Origin of the sequence: Micromonospora sp. KLBMP9576 (genome assembly GCF_050941805.1) — a bacterium.
Classification (GTDB): domain Bacteria; phylum Actinomycetota; class Actinomycetes; order Mycobacteriales; family Micromonosporaceae; genus Micromonospora.
Window position 1 is genome coordinate 3448871 of the sequence record NZ_CP194567.1, and the last position, 23756, is coordinate 3472626.

Sequence of the window (23756 nt, forward strand, 5' to 3'; positions counted from 1 at the left end):
CTCAGTCCGGCAGGGTCGGGTCGCGGTGCCGCAGGTAGTCGTGCAGGGCCGCCGAGGCGCGCAGCCGCCGCAGGCTGCGCCGGTGCAGCTCCTGCTCCCGCTTGGCCAGTTCCGCGTGGACCCGTTGGGCGCTGCCGGTGGTGCGCATCTCGTCGAGCACGGCCGCGATGATGTCGAACGGGTAGGCGCCCCGGCGCAGCAGCGCGACGACCTGCGCGGCGCGCAGCTCGGCCGGGTCGTACACCCGGTAGCCGGTGCCGCGCTCGCGCACCGGCCGGAGCAGGCCGCGCTGCTCCCACAGCCGTAGCTGCGAGGTGCGTGCGCCGACCATGTCGGCCACCGCGCCGATGCGGGCCCCGCGCCGGGGCGCCGACAGGACGGCGGCCGGGCTGGTCACCACGGTCTCGAACGCGCCGAGCACGCGTCGGATGCTGGCCCGCTCGCGGTCCAGCTCGGCGTGGCCGGCGTCGAGCGCCGCGAGCGCCGCCGCCAGGTCGCCCCGGTGCACCGCGACCATGATCCCCCGGGTACGCGCCCAGCCGTGCCCCTCGGCCAGCCGCCGCAGGACGGCCAGCGCCCGCACGTGCTCGTCGGTGAAGACGCGGTAGCCGGCGGGGGTGCGGTCGACCGGTGGCAGCACGCCGAGGTCCAGGTAGTTGCGGACCTGCTGCACGGAGATCCCGGCGGTCGCCGCGACCTCCGCTCCCCGCCATCGCCCGGCACGCCGCCTCCGCTCCGCCACCGGCTCACCCTACCCGCTTACCCGTAGTTTGAGACTTTCCCTCCTGCTCCGGGCAGCTATGCCCGGTCAGCGAGGTGCAACCCTCCACAGGAGCATGAATGAGACGATTGAAGGCGGCCTGGCCTCCGTGGAGGAGACCCGGGCGGGCTCCGCCCACGATCTCGCGAAGGGTTCGCATGCAGCAGCCAGTACGATCCGCCGCCGACAGTCACGACATGATCGAGGTACGCGGCGCCCGGGAGAACAACCTCGCCTCCGTCTCGGTCGACATCCCCAAGCGCCGGTTGACCGTCTTCACCGGGGTCTCCGGCTCCGGCAAGTCGTCCCTGGTCTTCGGGACCATCGCCGCGGAGTCGCAGCGCCTGATCAACGAGACCTACAGCGCGTTCCTCCAGTCGTTCATGCCCAACCTGAGCCGTCCCGACGTCGACTCGCTGCGCAACCTGGGCGCGGCCATCGTCGTCGACCAGGAGCGGATGGGCGCGAACTCGCGCTCCACGGTCGGCACCGCCACCGACGCGTACGCCATGCTGCGCATCGTCTTCAGCCGGCTCGGCAGCCCGCAGGTGGGTGGGGCCGGCGCGTTCAGTTTCAACCTCGCCGAGGGCATGTGCCCGGCCTGCGAGGGCCTCGGGCGGGTCGCCGACCTCGACGTCGACGAGCTGGTCGACCGCGAGCGCTCGCTCAACGGGGGCGCGATCAAGGTGCCGAACTTCGCCGTCGACTCGTGGTACTGGCAGAGCATCGTCCACTCGGGGCTGTTCGACCCCGACGCCAAGCTCCAGGACTACACGCCGCAGCAGTGGGAGGACTTCCTCCACAAGCCGTCCACCAAGATCAAGGCGGGCGGCAGCAACTGGACGTACGAGGGCCTCGCCGTCAAGGTGCGCCGGCTCTACCTGGCCAAGGAACGCGAGTCGATGCAGGCGCACATCCGCGCCTTCGTCGACCGGGCGGTCACCTTCACCACCTGCGGCGGCTGCGGGGGCACCCGGCTCAACGCGGCGGCGCTGTCCTGCCGGATCGCCGGGCACAACATCGCGCAGTGCGCCGCCATGCAGATCAGCGACCTGGCCCGCTTCCTCCGGTCGGTCGACGACCCGTCGGTCGCCCCGCTGGTCGGCAACCTGGGCGACCTGCTCGACTCGCTGGTCGAGATCGGCCTGGGCTACCTCAGCCTGGACCGCGAGTCCGCCACCCTCTCCGGCGGCGAGGCGCAGCGGGTGAAGATGGTCCGGCACCTCGGTTCCAGCCTCTCCGACGTCACGTACGTCTTCGACGAACCGACCGTGGGCCTGCACCCGCACGACATCGCCCGGATGAACGACCTGCTGCTGCGCCTGCGCGACAAGGGCAACACGGTGCTGGTGGTCGAGCACAAGCCCGAGACGATCGCCATCGCCGACCACGTGGTCGACCTCGGCCCCGGCGCCGGGGCGGCCGGCGGCCGGATCTGCTTCACGGGCGACGTCGCCGGCCTGCGCCGCTCCGACACCCTCACCGGCCGCCACCTCGACCACCGGGTACGCCTGCGTGGACACGTACGCCGACCCGCCGGGCAGTTGTCGATCCGCAACGCCGACCTGCACAACCTGCGTGACGTCGGCGTCGACATCCCGCTCGGGGTGCTGACCGTGGTGACCGGCGTGGCCGGCTCCGGCAAGAGCTCGCTGATCCACGGCTCGCTGCGCCACCGCGACGGCGTGGTGATCGTCGACCAGTCGCCGATCCGGGGTTCCCGGCGCAGCAACCCGGCCACCTACACGGGCGTGCTGGACCCGATCCGCACGGCCTTCGCCAGGGCCAACGGCGTCAAGGCGGCGCTGTTCAGCGCCAATTCCGAGGGGGCCTGCCAGACCTGCAAGGGCCTCGGCCTGGTCTACACCGACCTGGCGATGATGGCCGGTGTCGCCTCGGTCTGCGAGCAGTGCGAGGGGCGGCGCTTCACCGACGAGGTGCTCACCTATCGGCTGCGCGGGAAGAACATCAGCGAGGTGCTCGCGATGTCCGCCACCGAGGCCCGGGACTTCTTCCCCAAGGGCCCCGCCCGGACGATCCTCGACCGGCTGGTGGGCGTGGGGCTCGGCTACCTCACCCTGGGCCAGCCGCTCAACACCCTTTCCGGCGGCGAGCGGCAACGGCTCAAGCTCGCCATCCGGATGGCCGACAGCGGCGGCATCTGGGTGCTCGACGAGCCGACCACCGGGCTGCACCTGGCCGACGTGGACCAACTGCTGGCCCTGCTGGACCGGCTGGTCGACGCCGGCAACACCGTCGTCGTGATCGAGCACCACCAGGCGGTCATGGCGCACGCCGACTGGCTGATCGACCTCGGGCCGGGGGCGGGGCACGACGGCGGCCGGGTCGTCTTCACCGGCACGCCGGCCGACCTGGTCGCCCACGGCGACACGCTGACCGCCCGGCACCTACGCGAGTACGTCGGCCACTGACACCGCCGGCCGGAGGGCCGCCGGCCCTCCGGCTCACCCCCGTGTGGGCGGCGGGGCACGTCAGGCGAGGTGGCGCAGCCAGCGACGTTGCCAGGGCGTCTCCACGGCCCGGGGCCGGTAGGCGGCGCGCACCCAGTCGACCGCCCGCTCGGGCGGCAGGCCGTCGAGGATCGCCAGCGCCGCCAGCGCCGTGCCCGTGCGCCCGGTGCCGCCCCGGCAGGCCACCTCGACCCGCTCGCCGTCGTGGGCGCGACGCAGCGCCTCGCTCAGCGCGTCGAGCGCGTCCGCCCGGTCGACCGGCACCCAGAAGTCCGGCCACCGGATCCGCCGGTGCGGCCAGGCGGGCGGCGGCCCGGGCGCCAGCAGCAGCGCGAAGTCGGCGGGCGACGCCGCGTCCGCCATCCGCCGGCCCCGCACCGGCACCCCGCTCGGCAGCACGACGGCACCGGGCTGTCCGCCCCACATCCGCTCGTCACCCATCCCCGCATCATCCCCGCCCCGTCCCGGTCCCCCGCTCCCCCACCGCGTGTCGAGGAGGGGGCGAGGGTCAGCCGTGGGCGGGCGGCCCGGCTGCCGGCGGGTTTCCGGGGCGGGCGCGCAGGTGGGCGCGCTCGCCCTGCCGGCCGAAGAGGCTGAGGAACTCGACCGGGTCGGCGTCGGCCGACCCGAACCAGTGCGGGACGCGGGTGTCGAACTCCGCCGCCTCGCCAGGGGTGAGCACGAGGTCCCGGTCGCCGAGGACGACCCGGAGCCGCCCGTTGAGCACGTAGAGCCACTCGTAGCCCTCGTGGGTCTGCGGATCGGGCCGCGCCCGCCGCCCGTCGCCCGGGATCACCAACTTGTACGCCTGGATGCCGCCGGGGCGGCGGGTCAGGGGCAGCATGGTCATCCCGTGCCGGGTGACCGGCCGCAGGTGGATGCGCGGGTCGCCGGTGGGTGGGGCGTCGACGAGTTCGTCGAGCGTGACGCCGTGGGCCCGGGCCAGCGGGAGCAGCAGCTCCAGGGTCGGCCGGCGGGCGCCGGACTCCAGCCGGGACAGCGTGCTCACCGAGATGCCGGTCGCCACCGACAGGTCGGCCAGGGTGGTTTCCCGCTGGCGGCGCAGCGCGCGCAGCCGGGGGCCGACCGCGCCGAGCGCCAGGTCGAGATCGTCGTCCATCCCGCCAGTTTGCCACTATGGCAACGATGTTTGCCACCATCGCCACGGTGCGCGCATCGTGGCCGCAGGAGGTGGTCACGGTGACCGATCAGTTGGACGGCAGCTACGACGTGGTGGTGATCGGCGGTGGCGCCGCGGGGTTGAGCGGGGCGCTGACCCTGGCCCGGGCCCGGCGGTCGGTGGCCGTCATCGACGCGGGCGCCCCGCGCAACGCCCCGGCCGAGGGCGTGCACGGGCTGCTGGCCCGCGACGGCATCCGGCCCGCCGAGCTGCTGGAGAGCGGCCGGGCCGAGGTCCGCGGCTACGGCGGCCGGGTGGTGACCGGCGAGGTCAACGCCGTGGCTCACGACCACGACGGCGGGTACGCGGTGACGCTCGGCGACGGCCGGACGGTGCTCGCGCGGCGGCTGCTGGTGGCCACCGGGCTGGTCGACGAGCTGCCGGACGTCACGGGGCTGCGGTCGCGATGGGGCAGGGACGTGCTGCACTGCCCGTACTGCCACGGATGGGAGTTCCGCGACCGGGCCGTCGGCGTGCTGGCGAGCGGGTCGATGTCCGTGCACCAGGCGTTGCTGTTCCGGCAGTGGAGCGCCGACGTCACATACTTCACCCACCTCGGGCCGCCCGTCACCGAGGAGCAGGCGGAGCAGCTCACCGCCCGGGACATCCGCGTGGTGGACGGCGAGGTGACGGCCCTGGAGATCGTCGGGGACCGGCTCGCGGGCGTACGGCTGGACGACGGCAGGGTCGTCGGCCGCGAGGCGCTGGCGGTCACGTCGCGGATGGTGGCGCGCGCCGGTTTCCTCACGGCGCTCGGGCTACGACCGGCCGAACACCCCTCGGGGGCCGGCGAGTACGTCCCCTCCGACGCGACGGGCCGCACCGACGTGCCCGGGGTGTGGGTCGCCGGCAACGTCTCCGATCCGCGGGCCCAGGTCGGTGCCGCCGCGGCGGCCGGCGTGGTCGTGGCGGCGCAGATCAACGCCGACCTGGTCGCCGAGGAGACCCGGCGGGCGGTCGCCGCCCGGCGCGATTCGTCCGCCGGATGACCGCGTGGGCCCCTTACCGGCATCCCGCCACGGTTGGCGGGTAACCCGGCGCGGATGATGGCGACGGACATCAGCGCAACCGAAGGGACGAGTCGGCATGCCCGCAACCGTGGAGACGGTGTTCGCCAGCGTGGTCGCCCGCAATCCGGGCGAGCCGGAATTCCACCAGGCGGTACGCGAGGTGCTGGAGAGCATCGGCCCGGCGCTGGCCCGGCACCCCGAGTACACCGAGGCGCGGATCGTCGAGCGGATCTGCGAACCGGAACGGCAGGTGATCTTCCGGGTGCCGTGGGAGGACGACCGGGGCCGGATCCACACCAACCGGGGCTTCCGCGTGGAGTTCAACAGCGCGCTGGGCCCGTTCAAGGGTGGGTTGCGCTTCCATCCCTCGGTCTACCTGGGGATCGTGAAGTTCCTCGGCTTCGAGCAGACCTTCAAGAACGCGTTGACCGGGCTGTCGATCGGCGGCGGCAAGGGCGGCGCGGACTTCGACCCGAAGGGCCGCTCGGACCGGGAGGTGATGCGGTTCTGCCAGAGCTTCATGACCGAGCTGTACCGGCACATCGGCGCGGAGACCGACGTGCCGGCCGGGGACGTCGGCGTCGGCGGCCGGGAGATCGGCTACCTGTTCGGCCAGTACAAGCGGATCACCAACCGGTACGAGTCGGGGGTGCTCACCGGCAAGGGCCTGGCGTACGGGGGCGCACAGGTACGCCGGGAGGCGACCGGCTACGGGGCGGTCTTCTTCGCCGACGAGATGCTCAGCCGGGCCGGGGGCGGCCTGGACGGCAAGCGGGTGGTGGTCTCCGGCTCCGGCAACGTGGCGATCTACGCGATCGAGAAGGTGCACCAGCTCGGCGGGCGGGTCGTCGCCTGCTCCGACTCGTCCGGCTACGTGCACGACGACAAGGGCATCGACCTGGAGCTGCTGCGGGAGCTGAAGGAGCAGCGCCGGGCCCGGCTCGACGACTACGCCCGGCACGTGCGGCACGCCAGGGTGGTGTCCGGTCGTACCGTCTGGGAGGTGCCCTGCGAGGTGGCGCTGCCGTGCGCGACGCAGAACGAGATCGGCGGCGCGGAGGCCGCGGCGCTCGTGGCCGGCGGCTGCGTCGCGGTGGTGGAGGGCGCGAACATGCCCACCACGCCGGAGGCGGTACGCATCCTCGCCGGGGCCGGGGTGCGCTTCGCGCCGGGCAAGGCCGCCAACGCCGGCGGGGTGGCGGTCAGCGCGCTGGAGATGCGGCAGAACGCCAGCCGGGAGTCGTGGACGTTCGACGAGTCGGAGCAGCGGCTGCGCGGGATCATGCGCGACATCCACGACCGCTGCTGGAACACCGCCGAGGAGTACGGGCTGCCCGGCGACTACGTGGCCGGGGCGAACATCGACGGGTTCCGCCGGGTGGCGGAGGCGATGCTGGCGCACGGCCTGATCTGAGCGGGTGGCCCGCCGGGCGGCGCGTGGCGTCGCCGCCCGGCGGGCGGGCTCAGAAGCTGCTGACCAGCTTCACGAACGCCTCGTCGATGGTGGCGGGATCGGTGGCGTCGAACGCCTTGCCCGACGACGCCTTGGCGATCCGGTCGAGCGTGTCGAACTGCGAGTCCTTGTCGAAGGCGATGCAGAAGACCTTGACCGGGCGCTTCGGGTCCAGGGCCACGTCGGCGAGCAGCCGGGCCAGGTCGTTGTCCTGGCGGTACTCGTTCTTGCCGTCGGTCAGCACGACGACGGCGTTGATCCGGTCCGGGTCGTACCGCTGGAGCAGCTGTCGGTGGGCGGCCCGGACCGTCGCGTAGAGCGCGGTCTCCCCCTCGACGTGCAGCTTGGCGATCCGGTCGTTGATCCGCTTCTGGTCGAAGTCGCCGAGCCGGACCTCCTCCCGGTACGGGCCCTCGGGCCGCTTCCTGGTCTCCGAGGAGAACGACCAGAGCCCGACCCGGTCCTCGGAGTTGAGCAGCGCGAGCCCCTTGGCCGCCGCCGCCGAGGCGACCTTGAAGCGGGTGCTGTTCCCGACCTGTTCCTCCATGGACCCGGAGGTGTCCAGCGCGATCAGGATGTTGGCCTTCTTGCGCAGCGTGCTCCAGCCTTTGAGCATCGCCTCGACCACCCCCGGGTTCGGCGGCGCGAAGTAGCTCAACCCGCCGGTGGGCTCGGCGCCGACGCTGGCGAGCAGCTCCGCCGAGGCGCCACGCTCGTGGTCCCGGAAACCGAGGCGGGCGAAGCTCTTCTGCTGGTCTTCCGCGGTCAGGAACTTCAGGAAGTCGTCCGCCGCCGCGCGCTGCCGCTCGTCGGCCGCGGGGAGCACCACGAACGGGTGGTCCAGGTTGAAGGTGCCCTCCTTCGGGTGTACGGCGACCAGCGGGACCCTCGGCCGGGGGCCGCGCTCCTGGCCCTCCTGCCGCGGGCTCAACCCGCCCTCGTTGTAGAGGTGGACCAGCTCCTCCTGCATGACGATGGCGCTCATGTCGCCCGTGCCGGCGCCCGTACCGGCCAGGTCGGCCTCGGCGAGGTCACGCAGCAGCTCCACCGAGTCGTCGCTGTAGTGCGACACGTTGGCCTCGATCTGCCGGACGAACCGGGTCACCTTCGGGTCCGACAGGTCCGACCTCGTCAGGTCGCTGGCGCGGTTCGCGGCGGCGTAGTAGGTGGCGATGGTCGCCGCCAGACCCGAGGTGGAGAGGTTCGGGTTGTCCTTGCCGAAGGTGAACCGGCCCCACTCCGGCCGGCCGAAGCCCGCCCAGCCCTGCCGCCCGGAGAGGCCGAGGATCTCCCCCCAGCCCAGCGGCCCGCGCCCGCGTACCAGCTCGCCCTTCGGCTGCGGCATCGCGATGACCAGCGGGCTGTTGGCGATCGACGGATACCGGTCCGGCGTCTGCGGCGGCCGCCCGGCGGCCTCGTCGAGCAGCCGGAGCTGGCCGGTCCACAGGCTCGACGTCGGCAGCCAGACCTGCGGCTGCGGCAGGCCGGTGCCGCTCCAGCCGGCGGCGAGCGCCTCGGTGGCCTTGCCGGAGTTCAGGGCGCTGACGTGTATCTGGGCGCAGCCGCCGCCGTCGAGCGTCCGGTCGCTGTCGTTGTACCGCCCGGCCAGCTCGACCAGCAGCGCCGCCTTCTCGGTCGAGGAGTTGACGTCCAGGCGGACCGCGCAGTCGGCCCGGGACCGGTCACTGCCCGCTTCCCGCTGCCGCACGAGCACGAACGCCCCGCCGATGACCAGCAGCCCGGCGGTGACGGCGGCGGTGTACGGCAACCACTGCCGGGTGCGCGACGGGGCTGCGGGCATGGGGCTGTCCTCCTCGGGGGGCGACTGATGGCAGTCAACCTATCGGTGGCCCGCCACCGGCGGCGTCCGGCCCGGCACCCTGCGCTCAGGAATCGTCGGACCGGCCGCCGAGGGCCGACGCCGCCAGCAACCGGACCACGTAGACCACGACGAAGGTGGCCGCCCCGCTCGCCACGGCCGGGCCCACCGTGCTCGACGCGACGTAGCCGGCGGCGGCGCCGGCGAAACCAAGGAAGATCGCGATCGAGACGCCGCCGGCGTCGACCGACTCGCGGCGCAGCCGCCGCCCCCAGCGGTCGTCGGCGGGGTCGACCGGGTCAGCGGAAGCGTCGGGCACGGGCGCCGTGGGCGGGTACGACGGCGGCATGGCCACGACCGCCCGGGTTTCCGCCGGGGCGGGGCGGGGCTGCGGCGGGAACGTCCGGTTCTCCGGCACCACGGGGTGGGCCTGCGGCGCGAACGTCCGACTCTCCGGCGCCACGGGGCGGGGCTGCGGCGCCAGCGGCGCGGCGGGGGCCGCCAGCGGCTGCCCGGGCGTGGGCGCGCCGGCGGTCTCGATGCCCAGCTGGAGCACGGTCTCCCGGCGCAGCGGACCGGTCCCCGCCGCGTCGTGCCCGAGCAGCCGCATCAGCACCTGCTCGGCCTGCGGCCGGTCCGCCGGCTCCTTGGCCAGGCAGTGCCGGATCAACTCGTCCAGGCCCGGGGGCAGCGGGGGCAGGTCCGGCGGGTCGTTGAGCACCCGGTGCATCACCGCGAAGAGCGAGTCGTTGCCGAAGGGTGGCCGGCCACCGGCGGCGAACGCGATGGTGCCCGCCCAGGCGAAGACGTCGCAGGGTGGCCCGACCGCGTCGTTGCGGAACCGCTCCGGGGCCATGTACGCGGTGGTTCCCATCACCCGGCTGGTCACCGTCTCGGTGACGCCCATGGCCCGGGCGATGCCGAAGTCGATCACGCGCGGGCCGTCGCGGCCCAGCACCACGTTGTCCGGCTTGAGATCGCAGTGCACGACGTCCGAGCGGTGGATCGCGGCGAGCGCGGTGGCGGTGCCGACGGCGAGGCGGTGCAGCGCGTTGCCGGCGATCGGGCCGTCGTCGCGGACGTGCTGGTGCAGGGTGGGGCCCTCGATGAACTCGCTGACCACGTAGGGGCGTTCGCCGTCCACGTCCGCGAAGAGCACCTGGGCGGTGCAGAACGGGACGACCCGTCGTGCCGCGGCGATCTCCTTCATGAACTGCGCCCGGGTCCGGGCGTCACGCAGGTCCATGTTGATCATTTTCACCGCGACCTGGTGGCCCTGGTCGTCCTCGCCGAGGTAGACCACCCCCTGGCCGCCCGCGCCGAGCCGGCCGAGCAGCCGGTAGGCGCCGGCGGTGACCGGGTCGTGCGTCCACAGTGGCGCCAGCCCCGGCACCGGCGCACCGGCCAGTCCTGTCATCCCGACTCCATCGATGTCGTGTCCCGCCACCGGCGGAGGACACGGCCATGGTGCCACGCCCCGGCCGGGCCGCCGAGGGTGCGGGCCCGGTTCGCGGCCGAGCCGAAACCGGATGCCCGGCCGGGACCGGTCATCCCCCGCGCCGGCGTGCCGACCGGCGCGACGGACACCAACGGGCACGGACCGGCGCCCGTCGGACGGATCCGACGGGCGCCAGCCATCTCGCGGTGTCCGGGCCATGCCCGGAAGGGGGTTCACCGTCAGCGCGCGGCTCCGATACCGAAGCGGTGGCGCTTGCGCCAGACCAGCGACAGCAGCAGGAGCACCGCGCCGGCGCCGACGAGGCCGCCACCGAACTTCATCGGGGTGCTCACGCTGTCGCCCGTGACGGGCAGCGGCGGCGCGTGCTTCTTGAGCACGGTCAGCGTGGCCGTCGCGACCTGACCGGAGGTCTGACCGACCGCCCGGAAGGTGTAGGTGCCGGGGCTGGTCGGCGTGTAGGTGGTGCGGAAGTTGCCGGCAGCGTCGGCCGTGACCACCAGGGTACTGGGGCTCGGCTGGGGCCCACGCTGCAACGAGACGGGTGCCATCGCGACCGTCTCGCCGTTGCTGCGGCGGGCCTGGTCGGCACCGGACACGGCGGCGGCGAGCGGCGACGTGCTGACGGTGATGATGACCGTCTCGCCCGGCGTCCAGCCGGTGCCGATCAGGGTGGCGGTCTGTCCGACGACGACGGTCGGCGGGCTCACCGTCAGAGTCGCGGGGCCGGGCGGATAGACCGGTGGCTGTGGCGTTCCGGTGCCGGGCGCCGGCTGCGGCTGCGCCGCCCCCGCTGCGGTCGGCGCGGCCAGCACGGCCAGGCCGACCGTGAGCGCCATGATGATGCGGGATAGCCGCATGATTGGTTCCCTCCTACTGATCACAGCTTGGTGCGGAAACAACTTGGGTGGTCCATGGGGTGACGGTGGGGGTCAGCCACAGCTCGGCGGCGCCGACGCTCGTGACCGCTGTCAGCACGGTGACCTCCAGGGTGCGGGAGGCTCCCGGGCCGACCTCGACGTTGACGGTGCCCACCTGGCGGCGCCGTTCGGTGCCGCTGCCCACCGGCGTCTCGACGCCGTCCAGACGGGCGGCGAGCACAGCCCCACCTGCCGGGCTGTGCACCGACACCAGCGTGCGGACGGTGTACGGGTCACCGGCCAGCGCGAGGCCGAGAACCGACTCGCTGAGGCCCGACCTTGGTGCCGACGAACGCAGGGTGACCCGGAGTCGGATCTCCCGGCGGCCGTCGGGCCGGCAGTCGCCGACCGCCAGGGTCGCTGCCGGCCGGAGGTAGTAGCCGAGCTTCGCGCCACTGCCGTCGTTGAGGAACACGCCGACCGTCGGCACGCTGTCCCGTTCCGGGAGCGCGCCGGCCATTCGGCTGGCGCCGATGGTCCGCTGTTCGTCACTTCGGGCACTCCAGAACAATATCCGCCGTTCCGTGACAGCGCGGTCAAATGCGGACAATAAAGCTTTCGGCTCTACATTCTTCGTGACCAGCGCGTCGAACACGGCGGCGGCGGAGGCGGCGAAGAAGGCGTCCTGCTTCTTGTTGTCCATCCGCTGGTAGCTGTCGCTGAGCACCGTCTGCACGACCTTGTCGGCGGCCAGCGGGACGCCGCCGGGCACCAGCACCGGGCCGGTGGCCCTGAGCAGATACGACAACACCACCGGGTCGACGGCGAGCACACCGTCCACGGTGATCCCCAGGCGTCGGCGGAACATCTCCCGGTAGAGGGCGGCGGCGGTCGGGAAGTGCGGGCTGAGGTTGACGTCCGCCGGATAGATCCCGGGCAGGTCGGCCCAGATCCGGCGCACCTCCGCCGGCACCTTCAGCGGCGGCTGGAACCGGCCCAGCTCGCTGCTGATGCCCTGCCGCCCCATCCGGACCCGGCCGTCCGCCGCGTGGATGACGGCGTACGCGCCGATCATGCCGCCGGTGGCGCGCAGCTCGGCGGGATTCTGGGACACCACGAGGTAGGTGCGGGCGCCGTCGGCGCCCAGCAGCGTCGGAAGCAGCCGGCTGGCCTGGTCCGCGGCGGCGGTCAGGCCGGCCAGCCGGTCGATCTCGCTCCGCAGGTCGACGAGCGCCTGCCGGACCTGACCGACCAGGCCGTCGCTGGGCACCGACGCGAGACTGTCCCGGGCACCCTGCACCGTGGCGTTGACCGCGCCCAGTTCGGCCGACAACTTCCGCAGCCGGCCCACGTCGAGCCGCCCCCCGGCGGGCACCAGGCTGGTCAGGTCGGCGCGCAGCAGCGGCGGGAACGCCTGCCGGGCCAGGTCGTCGAGCGCCACCGAGATCTGCCGGACGGCAGCCAGGTTGTCCCCCACGTACGGGGTGTGCCGGCCGAGCCACCAGCCGGGATCGCCGGTCGCCGTCCGGGCGCTGCCGGACTGTTCCTGCAACGCCGCGAGGGTGCGCTGTGCCCTGGCACTGTCGCCGCCGACGAGCTGGGCGCTGAGTTCCCGGGCCAGGCCGGCGGCGTTGAGCAGGTGGGCACGGGCCTGCCAGCCCCGGAAGCCCACCCAGCCGCCGGTGAGCAGCAACAACGAACCCACCACCAGGGTGGCGAGCAGGGCCCGGCGCACCTGCCGTCGGCGGGTACGGCCGCGCCGTCGGCGCCGTCTCACGCTCTGCGTCACACCACACGCCCTTCCTGGACCGGGACAGCGGCCCGTGCCGCTGACGTTCCACTTTGCTAACGACCGTTCACACCGGGAGATGACGCGGGCAACCCGCTCACGAGCCCCGCTCGCGCTTCGCCGCATCGGCGCGCCAGGCCATGGCCTCGTGCAACAGCCGCTCGATCCGGTCCACGCCCGCCGGCATCGACATCTCCCGCAGGTACGCCTCCCGCCCGCGCCGGCCCATCTCGGCCCGGGCGGGCGCCGGGATGGTGGCGGCCAACCAGAACCGGTCAGCGAGGCTCGCCCAGTCCCCGGGCGGGCAGGAGAGCCCCGCCCGCGCCCGCTCCACCAGCTCGGCGGTGTCGCCGCCGGCCGACGCCACCACCGGCGCGGCGCAGGAGAACGCCGCCTGGAGCTTCGCCGGCAGGGTGCTGCGCAGCTCGGGCAGGTCACGCAGCATGACGAGCTGGTAGTCGGCGGCGGCGTACAGCTCCGGCATGTCCAGGGGGGAGCGCCGTTCGACGAAGCGCACGTTCTCGGCGCGCAGTTCGGCGGCGAGCCCCCGCACCCGCCGCTCGTCGGCGCCCGAGCCCACCAGCACCAGATCCACCGTGTTCCCCAGCGCCGCCGCCGCCCGGACCGCCGTCTGCAACCCCTGCCGGGCGCCGATCGTCCCGGCGTGCATCACCACGCAGCGCTCGTCGCGGCGGATCAGGCGGTGGGCGGCGGTGCTGGGCCGTGCGGGATGGAAGATCCGCTCGTCGGTCCAGTTGAGCACCACCCGCACCCGGGCGGGGTCCGCGCCGGCGGCGACGACCCGCTCGCGCAGCGACGGTGCGGCGACCGCGATCGCGTCGGCGCCCCGGTAGGCGTGCGCCATCGCGGCGGCGATCCGCTCGGTCCACCGTTCGCGCCCGGCGTCGACCGGCTCGCCCTCCGCCCAGACGTCCTGCACGTGCACGACGCTCGGCACCCGGCCCAGCAGGCGGAGCAGGCCCGCCGCGGCGAAGGCGTTCGCCGGCGGCAGGTGGACGTAGAGGGCGTCGACGTCGGCCAGGAACGACCGCCCGGTCAGGGTCGCGCTGCCCGCGAACGACAGGTACCCGGCCAGCCGGGCGCGGGCCGAGCCGTCGCGTGCGCAGTAGCGCGGCACCCGCCGCACCGTCAGCCGCTCGCTGCGGGTCTCGTGCCGCCACCGCTGCCGCCAGCCGGGATAGACGTGACCGCCGGGATAGTCGGGGAAGCCGGTGAGCACCTTCACCTCGTGCCCCCGCACGGCGAGTTCCTCGGCGAGGCTGCCCGCGATGAACGCCGGCTCGGGCGGAAAGTGGTAGGACAGGATGCCGATCCTCACCGGCACGCCCCCGTCCCGCCGGGTCGGTTCGGCGCGGCACCGTGCCCCGCGGGCGTCCGGTCCGCGTACGATGCCGGCATCCCCTCCACCACCGGCCGGCACCGACGGCCGCCGCCCGTCGCGGCGCCACCGCCCGCGACGGCACCGACGAGAGGGGTCCGCATGGTCGACCGGGTGCTGTTCGTCTGCCACGCCAACCTGTGCCGCTCACCGATGGCCGAGTACATCGCCCGGCGCCTGCTGTCCGGGCTCGAGGTGACGATCGCCAGCGCGGGCACCGACGCCCTCGACGATCTGCCGATGCACCCGCACGCGGCCGACCTGGCGGCGGAGACCGGCGGGGACCCCACCGACTTCCGCAGCCGCCGGCTGCGCGCCGAACACCTGATCGGGGCGACGCTGGTGCTCGCGGCCACGCGCCGGCAGCGCTCGGTGTGCACCGCGCTGGCGCCGGCCGCGCTGCACCGGACGTTCACGCTGCGGCAGTTCGGTCGCCTGGCCGAGGCCGCCGAGGCGACCACGGATCCGACCGACGGACCCCTGCGGGCCGCGGTCGGGGCCGCTACCCGCGCCCGGGGGCGGCTGCAACCCGCCACCCCCGACGCGGACGACCTGCGGGACCCGATCGGCGGGACCGCCGCCGACTTCCGGCGGTGCGCGGAGGAGATCGAACGGTCGATGCGCCCCCTCGCGGCGCTCATCGCGACAGCCGGGTGAGTTCCTGCGTACGGTCGCTGGTCACGTCGTCGACCCGCTCCGCGTGCCGGGCCCGGCCACGCTCGGCCGGCGTGCCGGCCCCCGTGACCACCCGGTAGGCCTCGTACTGGTAGGCGTCCGCCTTGGCCACCTTGGCCATGTTCAGCACGCAGCCGAGCAGCCGCACGGAGACCGAGTTGAGGGCGCGCGCGGCCTGCGCCACCTGGCTGCGTGAGGTGCGGCCCTGCTGGGAGACGAGCAGCGCGCCGTCGGCCTGCACGGCCACCACCACACCGTCGGTCACGGCCAGCAGCGGGGCGGTGTCGATGATGACGATGTCGGCGGACTCCCGCAGGGCGAGCAGCAGATCCGCCATCGCCTTGGAGCCGAGCAGCTCGCTGGGGTTGGGCGGCGCCGAGCCGCTCGGGAGCACCAGCAGGGACTTGTCACCCCAGCGCTGCACCACGTCACCGACCTGGACGTCGCCGACCAGCACGTCGGTGAGCCCGATGCCGGCGTCGAGCCCCAGGTAGTCGGCGACCTTCGGGCGGCGCAGGTCGGCGTCGACCAGCAGCACCCGCCAGCCGGCCTCGGCCAGGGCGATCGCCAGGTTGCAGGAGAGCGTGGTCTTGCCCTCGCCCTGCAGGGCGCTGGTGACCGCGATGACCCGGGCCGGCTCGTGCACGTCGACGAAGCGCAGGTTGGTGCGCAGCTTCCGGACCGCCTCGGCCCGGGCGGAGTTCGCCGCGTCGCCGACGATCAACGGTGCCGACTTCGCCGTGCTCTCGAAGGGGATCTCGCCGAGCAGCGGGCTGCCGGTGGTGCGTTGCAGGCCGGCGGCGTCACGCAGGCGGACGTCGGCGAGCCCGCGCAGGAGTGCCAGCCCCACGCCGCCGAGCAGGCCGAGCAGCGTCCCGACGGCGAAGTTGCGTACCGGCTGCGGCGAGACGGGGGTCGGGGTGACCCGGGGCCCGCTGACCACCTCGATCCTGATCGGGCCGGCCTTGCCGTCCTGGGTCGTCTCCACCTTCTGCACCAGCTCGACGAACTTGGCGGAGAGCACCTCGGTGACCTTCAGGGCCCGGTTCTGGTCGGTGTCGGTCACCGAGGCGCGCAGCAGCACCGTGCCGGTCTCGGTGGAGGTGCCGATCCGGCGCTGGATCTCCTCGGCGGTCAGACCGACGGGGTTCTCGGCGACCACGCTCTGCGCGAGACGGTCGCTGGTGAGCAGTTCGGCGTACGACTTGACGCGCTGTTGGAGGAAGAGACCACCCTGGTAGGCATCGGTGACGCCCTGGCTGGGCGTGGTGACGAAGAAGGTCACCGACGCGACGTACCGGGGCTGCGCCCGGACGGTGACGAGGGCGGTGACGCCGAGCGCGACCATGACCGTGAGGAGCACGATCCACCAGTGCCGGCGCACGAGGCGGAGTTGGCGGTAAAGGTCCATCAGGCGGGCCTCCGTAGCAGGCCGGTAACGCCAAAGAACTTCACGAAAACCCCCAAGGTCGACTTAATCTCGTGAAACCATTAAAGCGACTCATACGCCCTTATGTCCCGAGTTACGCATTTTCGACCCTTGACATATGCGCTCGACCCACCCACGGGACAAACGGCGTAGGGCCTGCCTGGTCGCGGGCGAAAGCCCACCCGCCGTGACGTCGCCGCCAATCACACGTGCCGGCTCGCCGACCCCGCCGACGCTGGGTAGGGTCGTTGACGGTGTGCCGGGAAGCCTGGTCGGCGGCGATTCGTGCTGCCCAGACCAGAGGTGAATCCACACATGACCGACCGCACCCCGCGACCGCACCGCTTCTTCTCACGTACGTCCTGGCCCGAGGCCCGGTTCCTGGCCGACGTGCTGCGCACCGAGACCGTCGGCGGCGGCCTCCTGCTGCTGGGCGCGGTGATCGCACTCGCCTGGGCCAACTCGCCCTGGGAGGCCTCCTACGCCGCCATCGGCGCGTGGGTGCCGTTCTCCGGCGCGGCGTCGCTGCACCTCGACCTGAGCCTGGCCGCCTGGGCCGCCGACGGACTGCTGGCGATCTTCTTCTTCGTGGTGGGACTGGAACTCAAACGCGAGTTCGTCGCCGGCGAGCTGCGCGACCCACGCCGGGCCGCGCTGCCGATGGTCGCGGCGGTCGGCGGCATGGCGGCGCCCGCCCTCATCTACGTCGCGGTCAACCTCGTCGCCGGCGGCGACGGGCTGCGCGGCTGGGCCATCCCCACCGCCACCGACATCGCCTTCGCCCTCGCCGTGCTGGCCGTCATCGGCTCGCACCTGCCGCAGGGACTACGGGCCTTCCTGCTCACCCTCGCGGTGGTCGACGACCTGCTCGCCATCACCATCATCGCGATCTTCTACACCGCCGACCTCCAGGTCCTGCCCCTGCTCGCCGCCCTCGCCCCGATCGCGCTGTTCGGCCTGCTCGTGCAGCGCCGCAAGACCTGGTGGTGGGCGCTGCTCCCGCTGGCGGTGACCGCGTGGACCCTCATGCACGCCTCCGGCGTGCACGCCACCGTGGCGGGCGTCCTGCTGGGCTTCACCGTGCCCGTCCTGCACAGCCGCACCGGCGACGCGCACGGGCTCGCCGAGCACCTCGAGCACCGCTGGCGGCCCATCTCCGCCGGGTTCGCCGTGCCCGTCTTCGCGTTCTTCGCGGCCGGGGTGTCGCTGCGCGACGCCGACATCGGCGCGATCGTCTCCGACCCCATCGTGATCGGCGTCGTCGCCGGCCTGGTCCTCGGCAAGGCCATCGGGATCTTCGGCTCGACCTTCCTGCTGGCCCGCTTCACCCGGGCCCGGCTCGACGAGGACATCGCCTGGTCCGACCTGTTCGGCGTGGCGCTGCTCGCCGGCATCGGATTCACCGTCTCCCTGCTGATCGGCGAACTCGCGTTCGACCACGGCAGCACCGGCGCCGGCAACGTCAAGGCGGCCGTGCTGGCCGGCTCGGTGATCGCCGCGCTGCTCGCCTCGATCGTGCTGCGCCGGCGCAACGCCGCCTACCGGCGCATCGCCGAGGCCGAACGGGTGGACGCCGACCGCGACGGCGTGCCGGACGTCTACCAGCGCGGCGACGGCTGAGCGGGCGACCGCCGGCGACAGCGGGGGTCACAGCGCCGGCTCCTTCTCCCGGACCTGCCGCTGCTCCTGACGGATCTCGCGACCCAGGAAGTAGTTCAGCGCGGTCCGGATGGCGGCGACGGCCGCGAGCTGCCCGATCTGCGCGAAGGTCGGCGACACCGCCGTACGCAGGATGTCGGCCGCGAGCTGGAACTCCAGCCCGAGGGTGAGAAACCGCCCCAGGGAGAGCCGGATCGGGGTGAACACGGCGGCGCTGCGGTGCCGCAGCCCCTCGACCACGAACCGCAGCGCCGCCCACGCCGCCCCGGTGAAGATGACCACCGCCCCGGCGACCTCCACCGCGACCACCAGAGCCTGGTAGCCGCGGTGGACGAACTCCTCGATGCCCACCCGCTGGCGTTACCCGGCCAGCGGGGCGGTAGTCGACCTCAGGTGAGCTGCCCGACGGCCTCCAGGATCAGCCAGAGCCCGCAGATCGCGAAGAGCACCGCGGCACCGTACTTGATGGTCTTCTCCGGCAGCCGGCGGCCGAGCATCCGCCCGACGAGGATGGCGAGCGCGTCCGCCGCGACCATGCCGATCGTCGAGCCGAGCCAGGTGCCGAACCAGCCGTACTGGGTGGCGAGGGTGATGGTGGCGAGCATGGTCTTGTCGCCCAGCTCGGCCAGGAAGAACGCGACCGACACCGCGACGATGGCGGACTTGTTGCTCAGCTCCGCCTTGCGCTTCTCCTCCTCGGTGAGGCGGTCGCCGCGCAGCGTCCACGCGCCGAAGCCGAGGAACGCCACGCCCGCCACGAGGGAGATCCACTCCGTCGGCAGCGCCGCACCGAGGCCGTAGCCGATCGCCACCGAGGCCAGGTGGACCACGGCGGTGGCGACGGTGATCCCGATCAGGACCGGTACGGTTTTGAAGCGGGTGGCGAAGGTCAGGGCCATCAGCTGGGACTTGTCCCCCAGCTCGGCGACGAAGATGACGCCGAAACTGACCGTCAGCGCGACGAGGAAACCTTCCATGACATCCTTCCGGATCAGGCCGGGAGGAGGTACGGGGGCGCCCTCGACCCGGCTGCAACAGCCTGGGTCGAAGGTCTCGCCCGCCTCGATGACGAGGCCGCGTGGCCGGGTGCGGAACGCACCAGTGTGTCGACCACGACATTGGGGGCTACTCCCCTTCGCGCCGACCAGCCTAGCCGATCACGGATCGGGCCGGCCCCGGCGGGTGGACGGGCCACCCGCCGGGGTGAGCGCGCTCGTCACTCGGCGCGGACCAGGGTGACGCCGAACAGCCCGTCCGGGTCGGTCCAGAAATCGTTGGCGGCGAAGCCGGCCGCGCCCAGCTCGGCGGCGATCCCCTCGGGCCGGAACTTCGCCGAGACCTCCGTGCGCAACTCCTCGCCCTCGGCGAAGGTGACCGTCAGATCGAGCACCCGGACCCGCATCGGCCGCAGCGCCCGCAACCGCATCTCGATCCACTCCCGCTGCGGATCCCAGAGCGCGACGTGGGCGAACCCCGCCGGATCGAAGTCGGCACCCAGCTCCCGGTTGATCACCCGCAGCACGTTGCGGTTGAACTCGGCGGTGACCCCGGCCGAGTCGTCGTACGCGGGCACGACGACCGCCGGGTCCTTGACCAGGTCGGTGCCGATCAGCAGCCAGTCGCCCGGCTCCAGCGCGGCCCGCATCGCGGCGAGGAACCGCGCCCGCTCGGCCGGCAGGAGGTTGCCGATGGTGCCGCCGAGGAAGAGCACCAGCCGGCGTCCCCCGATCGGCAGGCGGTCCAGGTGCCGGGTGAAGTCACCCACGATGCCGCGCACCCGCAGCCCGGGATGCTCGGCCGCGATCTCGGCGGTGGACTGCCGCAGCGCACTGACCGACACGTCCAGCGGCACGAACGTGCCGAGCCCGCCCCGGCGGGTGAACGCCTCCAGCAGCAACCGGGTCTTCTCCGACGAACCCGAACCGAGCTCGATCAGCGTCTTCGCCCCGGTCAGCTCGGCAATCGTGGCCGCCCGCTCGGCCAGCACCGCGCGCTCGGCCCGGGTCGGATAATATTCCGGCAGCCGGGTGATCTCCTCGAACAGCTCGCTGCCACGGGCATCGTAGAACCACTTGGGGGGCAGCCACTTCTGCTCCGCCGTCAGGCCGGTGCGCACGTCCTCCCGCAGGCTGCGGCCCAGGTCCTGCTCCTCCAGGTGGATCTCCAGCGGCTCCGCGCTCATGTCTGTCCCTTCGTCGTCGGGTGGCACGTCCCTGTCGGGCGGCGGTCACACCTGCGCGAGGGCACGTACCCGCGCCCCCGTCGCGGTGGCCTCCACCAGTTGCCCGTCCGGCACCGCCTGCCAGCCGGGCTCGTCGTCGTGCGGCTCGGACGCCAGCAGCACCGAGGCCGGCGTCGCGCGAATCGACAGCGCGTGCCCGGCCACGCTGGCCACCACCGTGCGCCCGTCGGTGAGCAGCAGGTTGAGCCGGGACCCGGGGGCGGCCCCGGCAGCCGCCGTCACGGTCTCGGCGATCGCCCGGGCCGGCCGCACCCCGGCCCGCAGCCGGTGTCGCACCAAAGCCCACAGCAGCGCCGAGTCGGTGGCCGCGTCGAGGGTGAGCAGGTCGCGTACGGGCAGGGTGGCCGCGAGCGGGACCATCGAGTCGGGCCAGCCCCGCACCACCCCGTTGTGGCTGAACAGCCACCGCCCCTCGGCGAACGGGGCGGCCGCCCCCTCGATCACCGCCATGCCCACCGTGGCGCAGCGGACGGCCGCCAGCACCGCGCCGGCCGAGGTCACCGCCGCGAGCTGGGCGATGGTCGGATCGCTCCAGATCGGCTGCGAGCGCCGGTAGCGCACCGGCTCGCCCCCGCCCGGGTACCAGCCGACGCCGAAGCCGTCGGCGTTGATCGTCCCGCCGCCGCGCATGTCGCGGGGCGCCCAGGACTGCCGCACGAGGGAGTGTGGCGGGTCGAACAGCAGCTCGTGCAGGGTGACCGGCGGCCCCAGGTAGGCCAGGTGGCGGCACATCAGCCGGCACCGCCCGGCCCGGCGGGGCGCCCCCGGTGTCGCCGTCGCCGGCCGGGCGGGCCCGCCCTCACGACTGCGTCTCCTCCGGCCGGGCGTCGCGCGCGCACCGGAAGCCGCTGAAGATCTGTCGCCGGATCGGGTAGTCCCAGTTGCGGAAGGTGCCCCGGCAGGCCGCCCGGTCGGTGCCGAACGACCCGCCGCGCAGCACCCGGTGCTCGTCGCCGAAGAAGACCTCCGAGTATTCGCGGTAGGGGAAAGCGGTGAAGCCGGGATAGCCCCGGAACGCCGTGGAGGTCCACTCCCACACGTCGCCGATGAGCTGGTGCACGCCCAGCGGCGAGGCCCCGGCCGGGTAGGCGCCCACCGGGGCCGGCCACAGGTGTCGCTGGCCGAGGTTGGCGTGCTCGGCGGCGGGGTCTTCGTCGCCCCACGGGTAGCGGCGGGAACGGCCGGTGGCCGGATCCCAGCGGGCCGCCTTCTCCCACTCCGCCTCGGTCGGCAGCCGCTTGCCGCACCACGCGGCGTACGCCTGCGCCTCGTGGAAGCAGACGTGCACCACCGGCTCGTCGTCGCGGACCGGCGCCCACCGCCCGAACCGCCGACAGGCCCACCCGTCGGCGTCGCGCCGCCAGTGCGCCGGCGCGGACAGCCCCGCCTCCCGCCGGTGCCGCCAGCCGGCCGGGCTCCACCAGCGCGGGTCGTCGTATCCGCCGTCGGCGATGAACTCGCAATAGCGTCCGTTGGTCACCGGCGCGGCATCGATGACGTACGCCGGCAGCTGGACCCGGTGGGCCGGGCGCTCGTTGTCCAGCGCCCACGCGTCGGTGTCGGTGCCCATGGTGAACTCACCGGCCGGCACCAGCACCTCCGCGTCAACCCGGGCCCTCGGCTCCGGCGGCGGCGGGGCGTGCAGCACCGCCGGGCCGGCGCGCAGCTGGTGGGTGGCGAGCATCGTCTCGTCGTGCTGCTGCTCGTGCTGCACGATCATGCCGAAGGCGAAGCCGTCGGCGACCAGCGGCCGTTCGGTGAACGCGACCCGGTCCAGCAGGTCGAGCACCTTGTCCCGGACGGTGAGCAGGTAGGCGCGCGCCTCGGCCGGTGGCAGCAGCGGCAGCGTAGGGCGGTCCCGGCGGGGCTGCTTGAACGCGTCGTACAGGTCGTCGATGTCGTGCCGGACGGGTTCGCGGCCGCCCACGTCCCGCACCAGCCAGAGCTCCTCCTGGTTGCCGACGTGGGCCAGGTCCCACACCAGCGGCGACATCAACGGCGAGTGCTGCCGCATCAGGTCGTCCTCGTCGACCGCCTCGGTCAGCAGGGCGGTGCGGGCGCGGGTGCGGGCCAGCTCCGCCGCGATCCGGCTGCGCAACTGCTCCGCGCCCGCCCACCGGGTGCTCGTTCCGGTCACCGGTGACTCCTCCCCGCGGCGTCGCGCCGCCGTCGTACGCCACGGTCGATGTCGTCGTGCAGGGCCGCCGGCAGGTCTAGCCGGGGCAGGGCCGCGAGGGCCAGGTCGAACAGGTCCGCCGCGGCGGCGGCGAGTGCCGGGTCGCGCAGGCCGTGCCGGGCGGCGGCGTGCCAGCGGTGCGCCACCGGCCCGGCGACGGCACGGGCCGCCCGGACGGTGCCGGGGTCGGCGAGCAGGGCGGACAGCACCGCGAGCGGCAGCGCCCAGCCCCGGCCCGGCTGCGTGTCGAGGTAGCGCAGCTCCAGGTAGCCGCGGGGCCGCACCGGCGGGAAGAGCGTGCTCACGTGGTAGTCGAGGTCGTCGCTGGTGGGCGGTCGGGGCAGCGCCCCGTCGACCCAGTCGGCGAACGTGATCCCCGGCGGCGGCGTCCAGTCGGGACCCCCGCCACGTACGCAGAGCAGCGGCGCGGCGAGGACGTACCTGGTCCAGGCGGTGACGGGGTCGACATCCGTCTCCGGCGTCCAGACGGGACGGGTGCGGGCCGGGTCGATGCCGTACCAGGCGGCCATCCGGGCGGAGGCCCAGCCGGTGGGCCGGCCGGCGTGCCGGTCAGCCGTGGCGAACGCGGCCAGCAGGGGCGGCCCGACCGCGTGCACCACCGCCCAGCGGTCGGCCAGGTGTTCCGGCTCCCCGGCGTCCAGGCAGATCTGCAGGCCGGCGGTGCTGTACATCATCGTCCGGCCGGCCGGGCCGCGTCGGTCGAAGACGCGCCGCATGGCCCGGTAGCGGGGGCCTTCGACCACGGGGCGGGGCGGCCGGTGCGCGTCGATGCCGCTGCGCCCGAGGACCAGCCCGGCGGCGTCGAGCAGACCGCGCAGCTCGGCGATGTCGCCGTCGGTGGCGTGGAAGAGGGTGGCGAGGGAGGTGCGCGGCACGGTGGAGATCTCCAACTGCCCGCCGGGCTCCACTGTCACGGTGCCACCGTGTGGGAGCGGCTCGGCGGGGCTCGCGCGGTCGAGGGTGTGGGGGCCGTGTCGGCCCAGGGCCGCCCGGAGCCGCTCGCGGTCGACGGGCCGGGCGGGGTCGGCGGCGTCGTGCACGGTCCATTCGAGTTCGACACCGGTGTGTGTCGGCGGACCGGTCTTGAAACAGATGCCAGCGAGGTGCCCCTCGGCGGCGGCGGACTCCCGCAGGATGGTGCTCTTCTCGACTTCCGGCGACGTCACCACAGGTCGGGCTCCTTCCCGGCCGACTTCCGGCCCGTGTCACCGTATCGCCACCCACCGACATCGGCGGGGGTGCCGGCGGCTCCCACCCGATCCTGTCTAGCAGACGGTTTTCCCGCGGCGGGCCGGAACGGCGGGCGCATCGGGCGACCCGGCCCCGGCCCGCCGCGCCCGCCGCTCAGCTCCGGCTG

The 23756-nt window shown here is 73.7% G+C and carries 20 protein-coding genes; 5 read left to right on the top strand and 15 right to left on the bottom strand.

Going from position 1 to position 23756, the window contains the following annotated elements:
* Position 1 precedes the first annotated feature (1 nt).
* Positions 2-742 (bottom strand): MerR family transcriptional regulator, encoded by a 741-nt coding sequence (locus ACQ452_RS15440; protein ID WP_433384728.1) that lies wholly within the window; start codon positions 740-742, stop codon positions 2-4.
* Between the two features lie 176 nt (positions 743-918).
* Here ACQ452_RS15440 and ACQ452_RS15445 point away from each other — a divergent pair, with 176 nt between their 5' ends.
* A complete protein-coding gene (locus ACQ452_RS15445; protein ID WP_433384731.1) occupies positions 919-3192 on the top strand; it encodes an ATP-binding cassette domain-containing protein in 2274 nt (757 codons plus the stop codon).
* A 60-nt stretch (positions 3193-3252) separates the two neighbouring features.
* Here the strand turns inward: ACQ452_RS15445 and ACQ452_RS15450 are convergent, their stop codons facing one another.
* Together ACQ452_RS15450 and ACQ452_RS15455 are read right to left on the bottom strand one after the other, a co-directional pair.
* Positions 3253-3672 (bottom strand): protein-tyrosine phosphatase family protein, encoded by a 420-nt coding sequence (locus ACQ452_RS15450; RefSeq protein WP_433384734.1) that lies wholly within the window; start codon positions 3670-3672, stop codon positions 3253-3255.
* Between the two features lie 67 nt (positions 3673-3739).
* A complete protein-coding gene (locus ACQ452_RS15455; protein WP_433384737.1) occupies positions 3740-4351 on the bottom strand; it encodes a helix-turn-helix domain-containing protein in 612 nt (203 codons plus the stop codon).
* Positions 4352-4431: 80 nt separating this feature from the next.
* On the opposite strand from ACQ452_RS15455, the gene ACQ452_RS15460 reads away from it, so the two are divergent.
* Positions 4432-5400: an NAD(P)/FAD-dependent oxidoreductase gene (locus ACQ452_RS15460; RefSeq protein WP_433394170.1), complete on the top strand. Its 969-nt coding sequence runs from the start codon at positions 4432-4434 to the stop codon at positions 5398-5400.
* 97 nt (positions 5401-5497) lie between these two features.
* Positions 5498-6835, top strand: a complete 1338-nt coding sequence (gdhA, locus tag ACQ452_RS15465; protein WP_433384740.1) for an NADP-specific glutamate dehydrogenase — start codon at positions 5498-5500, stop codon at positions 6833-6835.
* Between the two features lie 49 nt (positions 6836-6884).
* Here the strand turns inward: gdhA and ACQ452_RS15470 are convergent, their stop codons facing one another.
* The 5 genes from ACQ452_RS15470 to ACQ452_RS15490 all read right to left on the bottom strand — a co-directional run bounded on the left by ACQ452_RS15470 (position 6885) and on the right by ACQ452_RS15490 (position 14137).
* Positions 6885-8675, bottom strand: coding sequence for a substrate-binding and vWA domain-containing protein (locus ACQ452_RS15470; RefSeq protein ID WP_433384743.1), 1791 nt, complete (start codon positions 8673-8675; stop codon positions 6885-6887).
* 85 nt (positions 8676-8760) lie between these two features.
* Entirely contained in the window at positions 8761-10110 is a 1350-nt protein-coding gene (locus ACQ452_RS15475) for a serine/threonine-protein kinase (protein WP_433384746.1), read from the bottom strand.
* A 260-nt stretch (positions 10111-10370) separates the two neighbouring features.
* Positions 10371-11009, bottom strand: a complete 639-nt coding sequence (locus ACQ452_RS15480) for a hypothetical protein (protein WP_433384749.1) — start codon at positions 11007-11009, stop codon at positions 10371-10373.
* 13 nt (positions 11010-11022) lie between these two features.
* The gene (locus tag ACQ452_RS15485; protein WP_433384752.1) at positions 11023-12786 is read right to left on the bottom strand and encodes a DUF4012 domain-containing protein; all 1764 of its coding nucleotides are present in this window, start codon (positions 12784-12786) and stop codon (positions 11023-11025) included.
* 109 nt (positions 12787-12895) lie between these two features.
* On the bottom strand, positions 12896-14137 hold the full coding sequence (locus ACQ452_RS15490) for a glycosyltransferase family 4 protein (RefSeq protein ID WP_433384755.1): 1242 nt from the start codon (positions 14135-14137) through the stop codon (positions 12896-12898).
* Between the two features lie 162 nt (positions 14138-14299).
* Here ACQ452_RS15490 and ACQ452_RS15495 point away from each other — a divergent pair, with 162 nt between their 5' ends.
* Positions 14300-14854, top strand: coding sequence for a low molecular weight phosphatase family protein (locus tag ACQ452_RS15495; protein WP_433384757.1), 555 nt, complete (start codon positions 14300-14302; stop codon positions 14852-14854).
* Here ACQ452_RS15495 and ACQ452_RS15500 read toward each other — a convergent pair.
* Entirely contained in the window at positions 14835-16283 is a 1449-nt protein-coding gene (locus ACQ452_RS15500) for a polysaccharide biosynthesis tyrosine autokinase (protein WP_433384760.1), read from the bottom strand. The genes ACQ452_RS15495 and ACQ452_RS15500 overlap by 20 nt on opposite strands.
* A gap of 333 nt (positions 16284-16616) precedes the next feature.
* On the opposite strand from ACQ452_RS15500, the gene nhaA reads away from it, so the two are divergent.
* The gene (nhaA, locus tag ACQ452_RS15505) at positions 16617-17921 is read left to right on the top strand and encodes a Na+/H+ antiporter NhaA (protein WP_433384762.1); all 1305 of its coding nucleotides are present in this window, start codon (positions 16617-16619) and stop codon (positions 17919-17921) included.
* Between the two features lie 27 nt (positions 17922-17948).
* Here the strand turns inward: nhaA and ACQ452_RS15510 are convergent, their stop codons facing one another.
* The 6 genes from ACQ452_RS15510 to egtA all read right to left on the bottom strand — a co-directional run bounded on the left by ACQ452_RS15510 (position 17949) and on the right by egtA (position 23568).
* Positions 17949-18311: a DUF1622 domain-containing protein gene (locus tag ACQ452_RS15510; protein WP_433384765.1), complete on the bottom strand. Its 363-nt coding sequence runs from the start codon at positions 18309-18311 to the stop codon at positions 17949-17951.
* A 38-nt stretch (positions 18312-18349) separates the two neighbouring features.
* Positions 18350-18937, bottom strand: a complete 588-nt coding sequence (locus ACQ452_RS15515) for a TMEM165/GDT1 family protein (RefSeq protein WP_433384768.1) — start codon at positions 18935-18937, stop codon at positions 18350-18352.
* Positions 18938-19176: 239 nt separating this feature from the next.
* Entirely contained in the window at positions 19177-20142 is a 966-nt protein-coding gene (gene egtD, locus ACQ452_RS15520) for an L-histidine N(alpha)-methyltransferase (RefSeq protein ID WP_433384771.1), read from the bottom strand.
* Between the two features lie 45 nt (positions 20143-20187).
* Positions 20188-20934 carry an ergothioneine biosynthesis protein EgtC gene (gene egtC / locus ACQ452_RS15525; protein WP_433384774.1) on the bottom strand — a complete coding sequence of 249 codons (747 nt, stop codon included), beginning with the start codon at positions 20932-20934 and terminating at the stop codon, positions 20188-20190.
* 67 nt (positions 20935-21001) lie between these two features.
* Positions 21002-22339: an ergothioneine biosynthesis protein EgtB gene (gene egtB, locus ACQ452_RS15530; RefSeq protein WP_433384777.1), complete on the bottom strand. Its 1338-nt coding sequence runs from the start codon at positions 22337-22339 to the stop codon at positions 21002-21004.
* Positions 22336-23568: an ergothioneine biosynthesis glutamate--cysteine ligase EgtA gene (gene egtA / locus ACQ452_RS15535; RefSeq protein ID WP_433384780.1), complete on the bottom strand. Its 1233-nt coding sequence runs from the start codon at positions 23566-23568 to the stop codon at positions 22336-22338. Before egtA ends, egtB begins: the two co-directional genes overlap by 4 nt.
* Positions 23569-23756 lie beyond the last annotated feature (188 nt).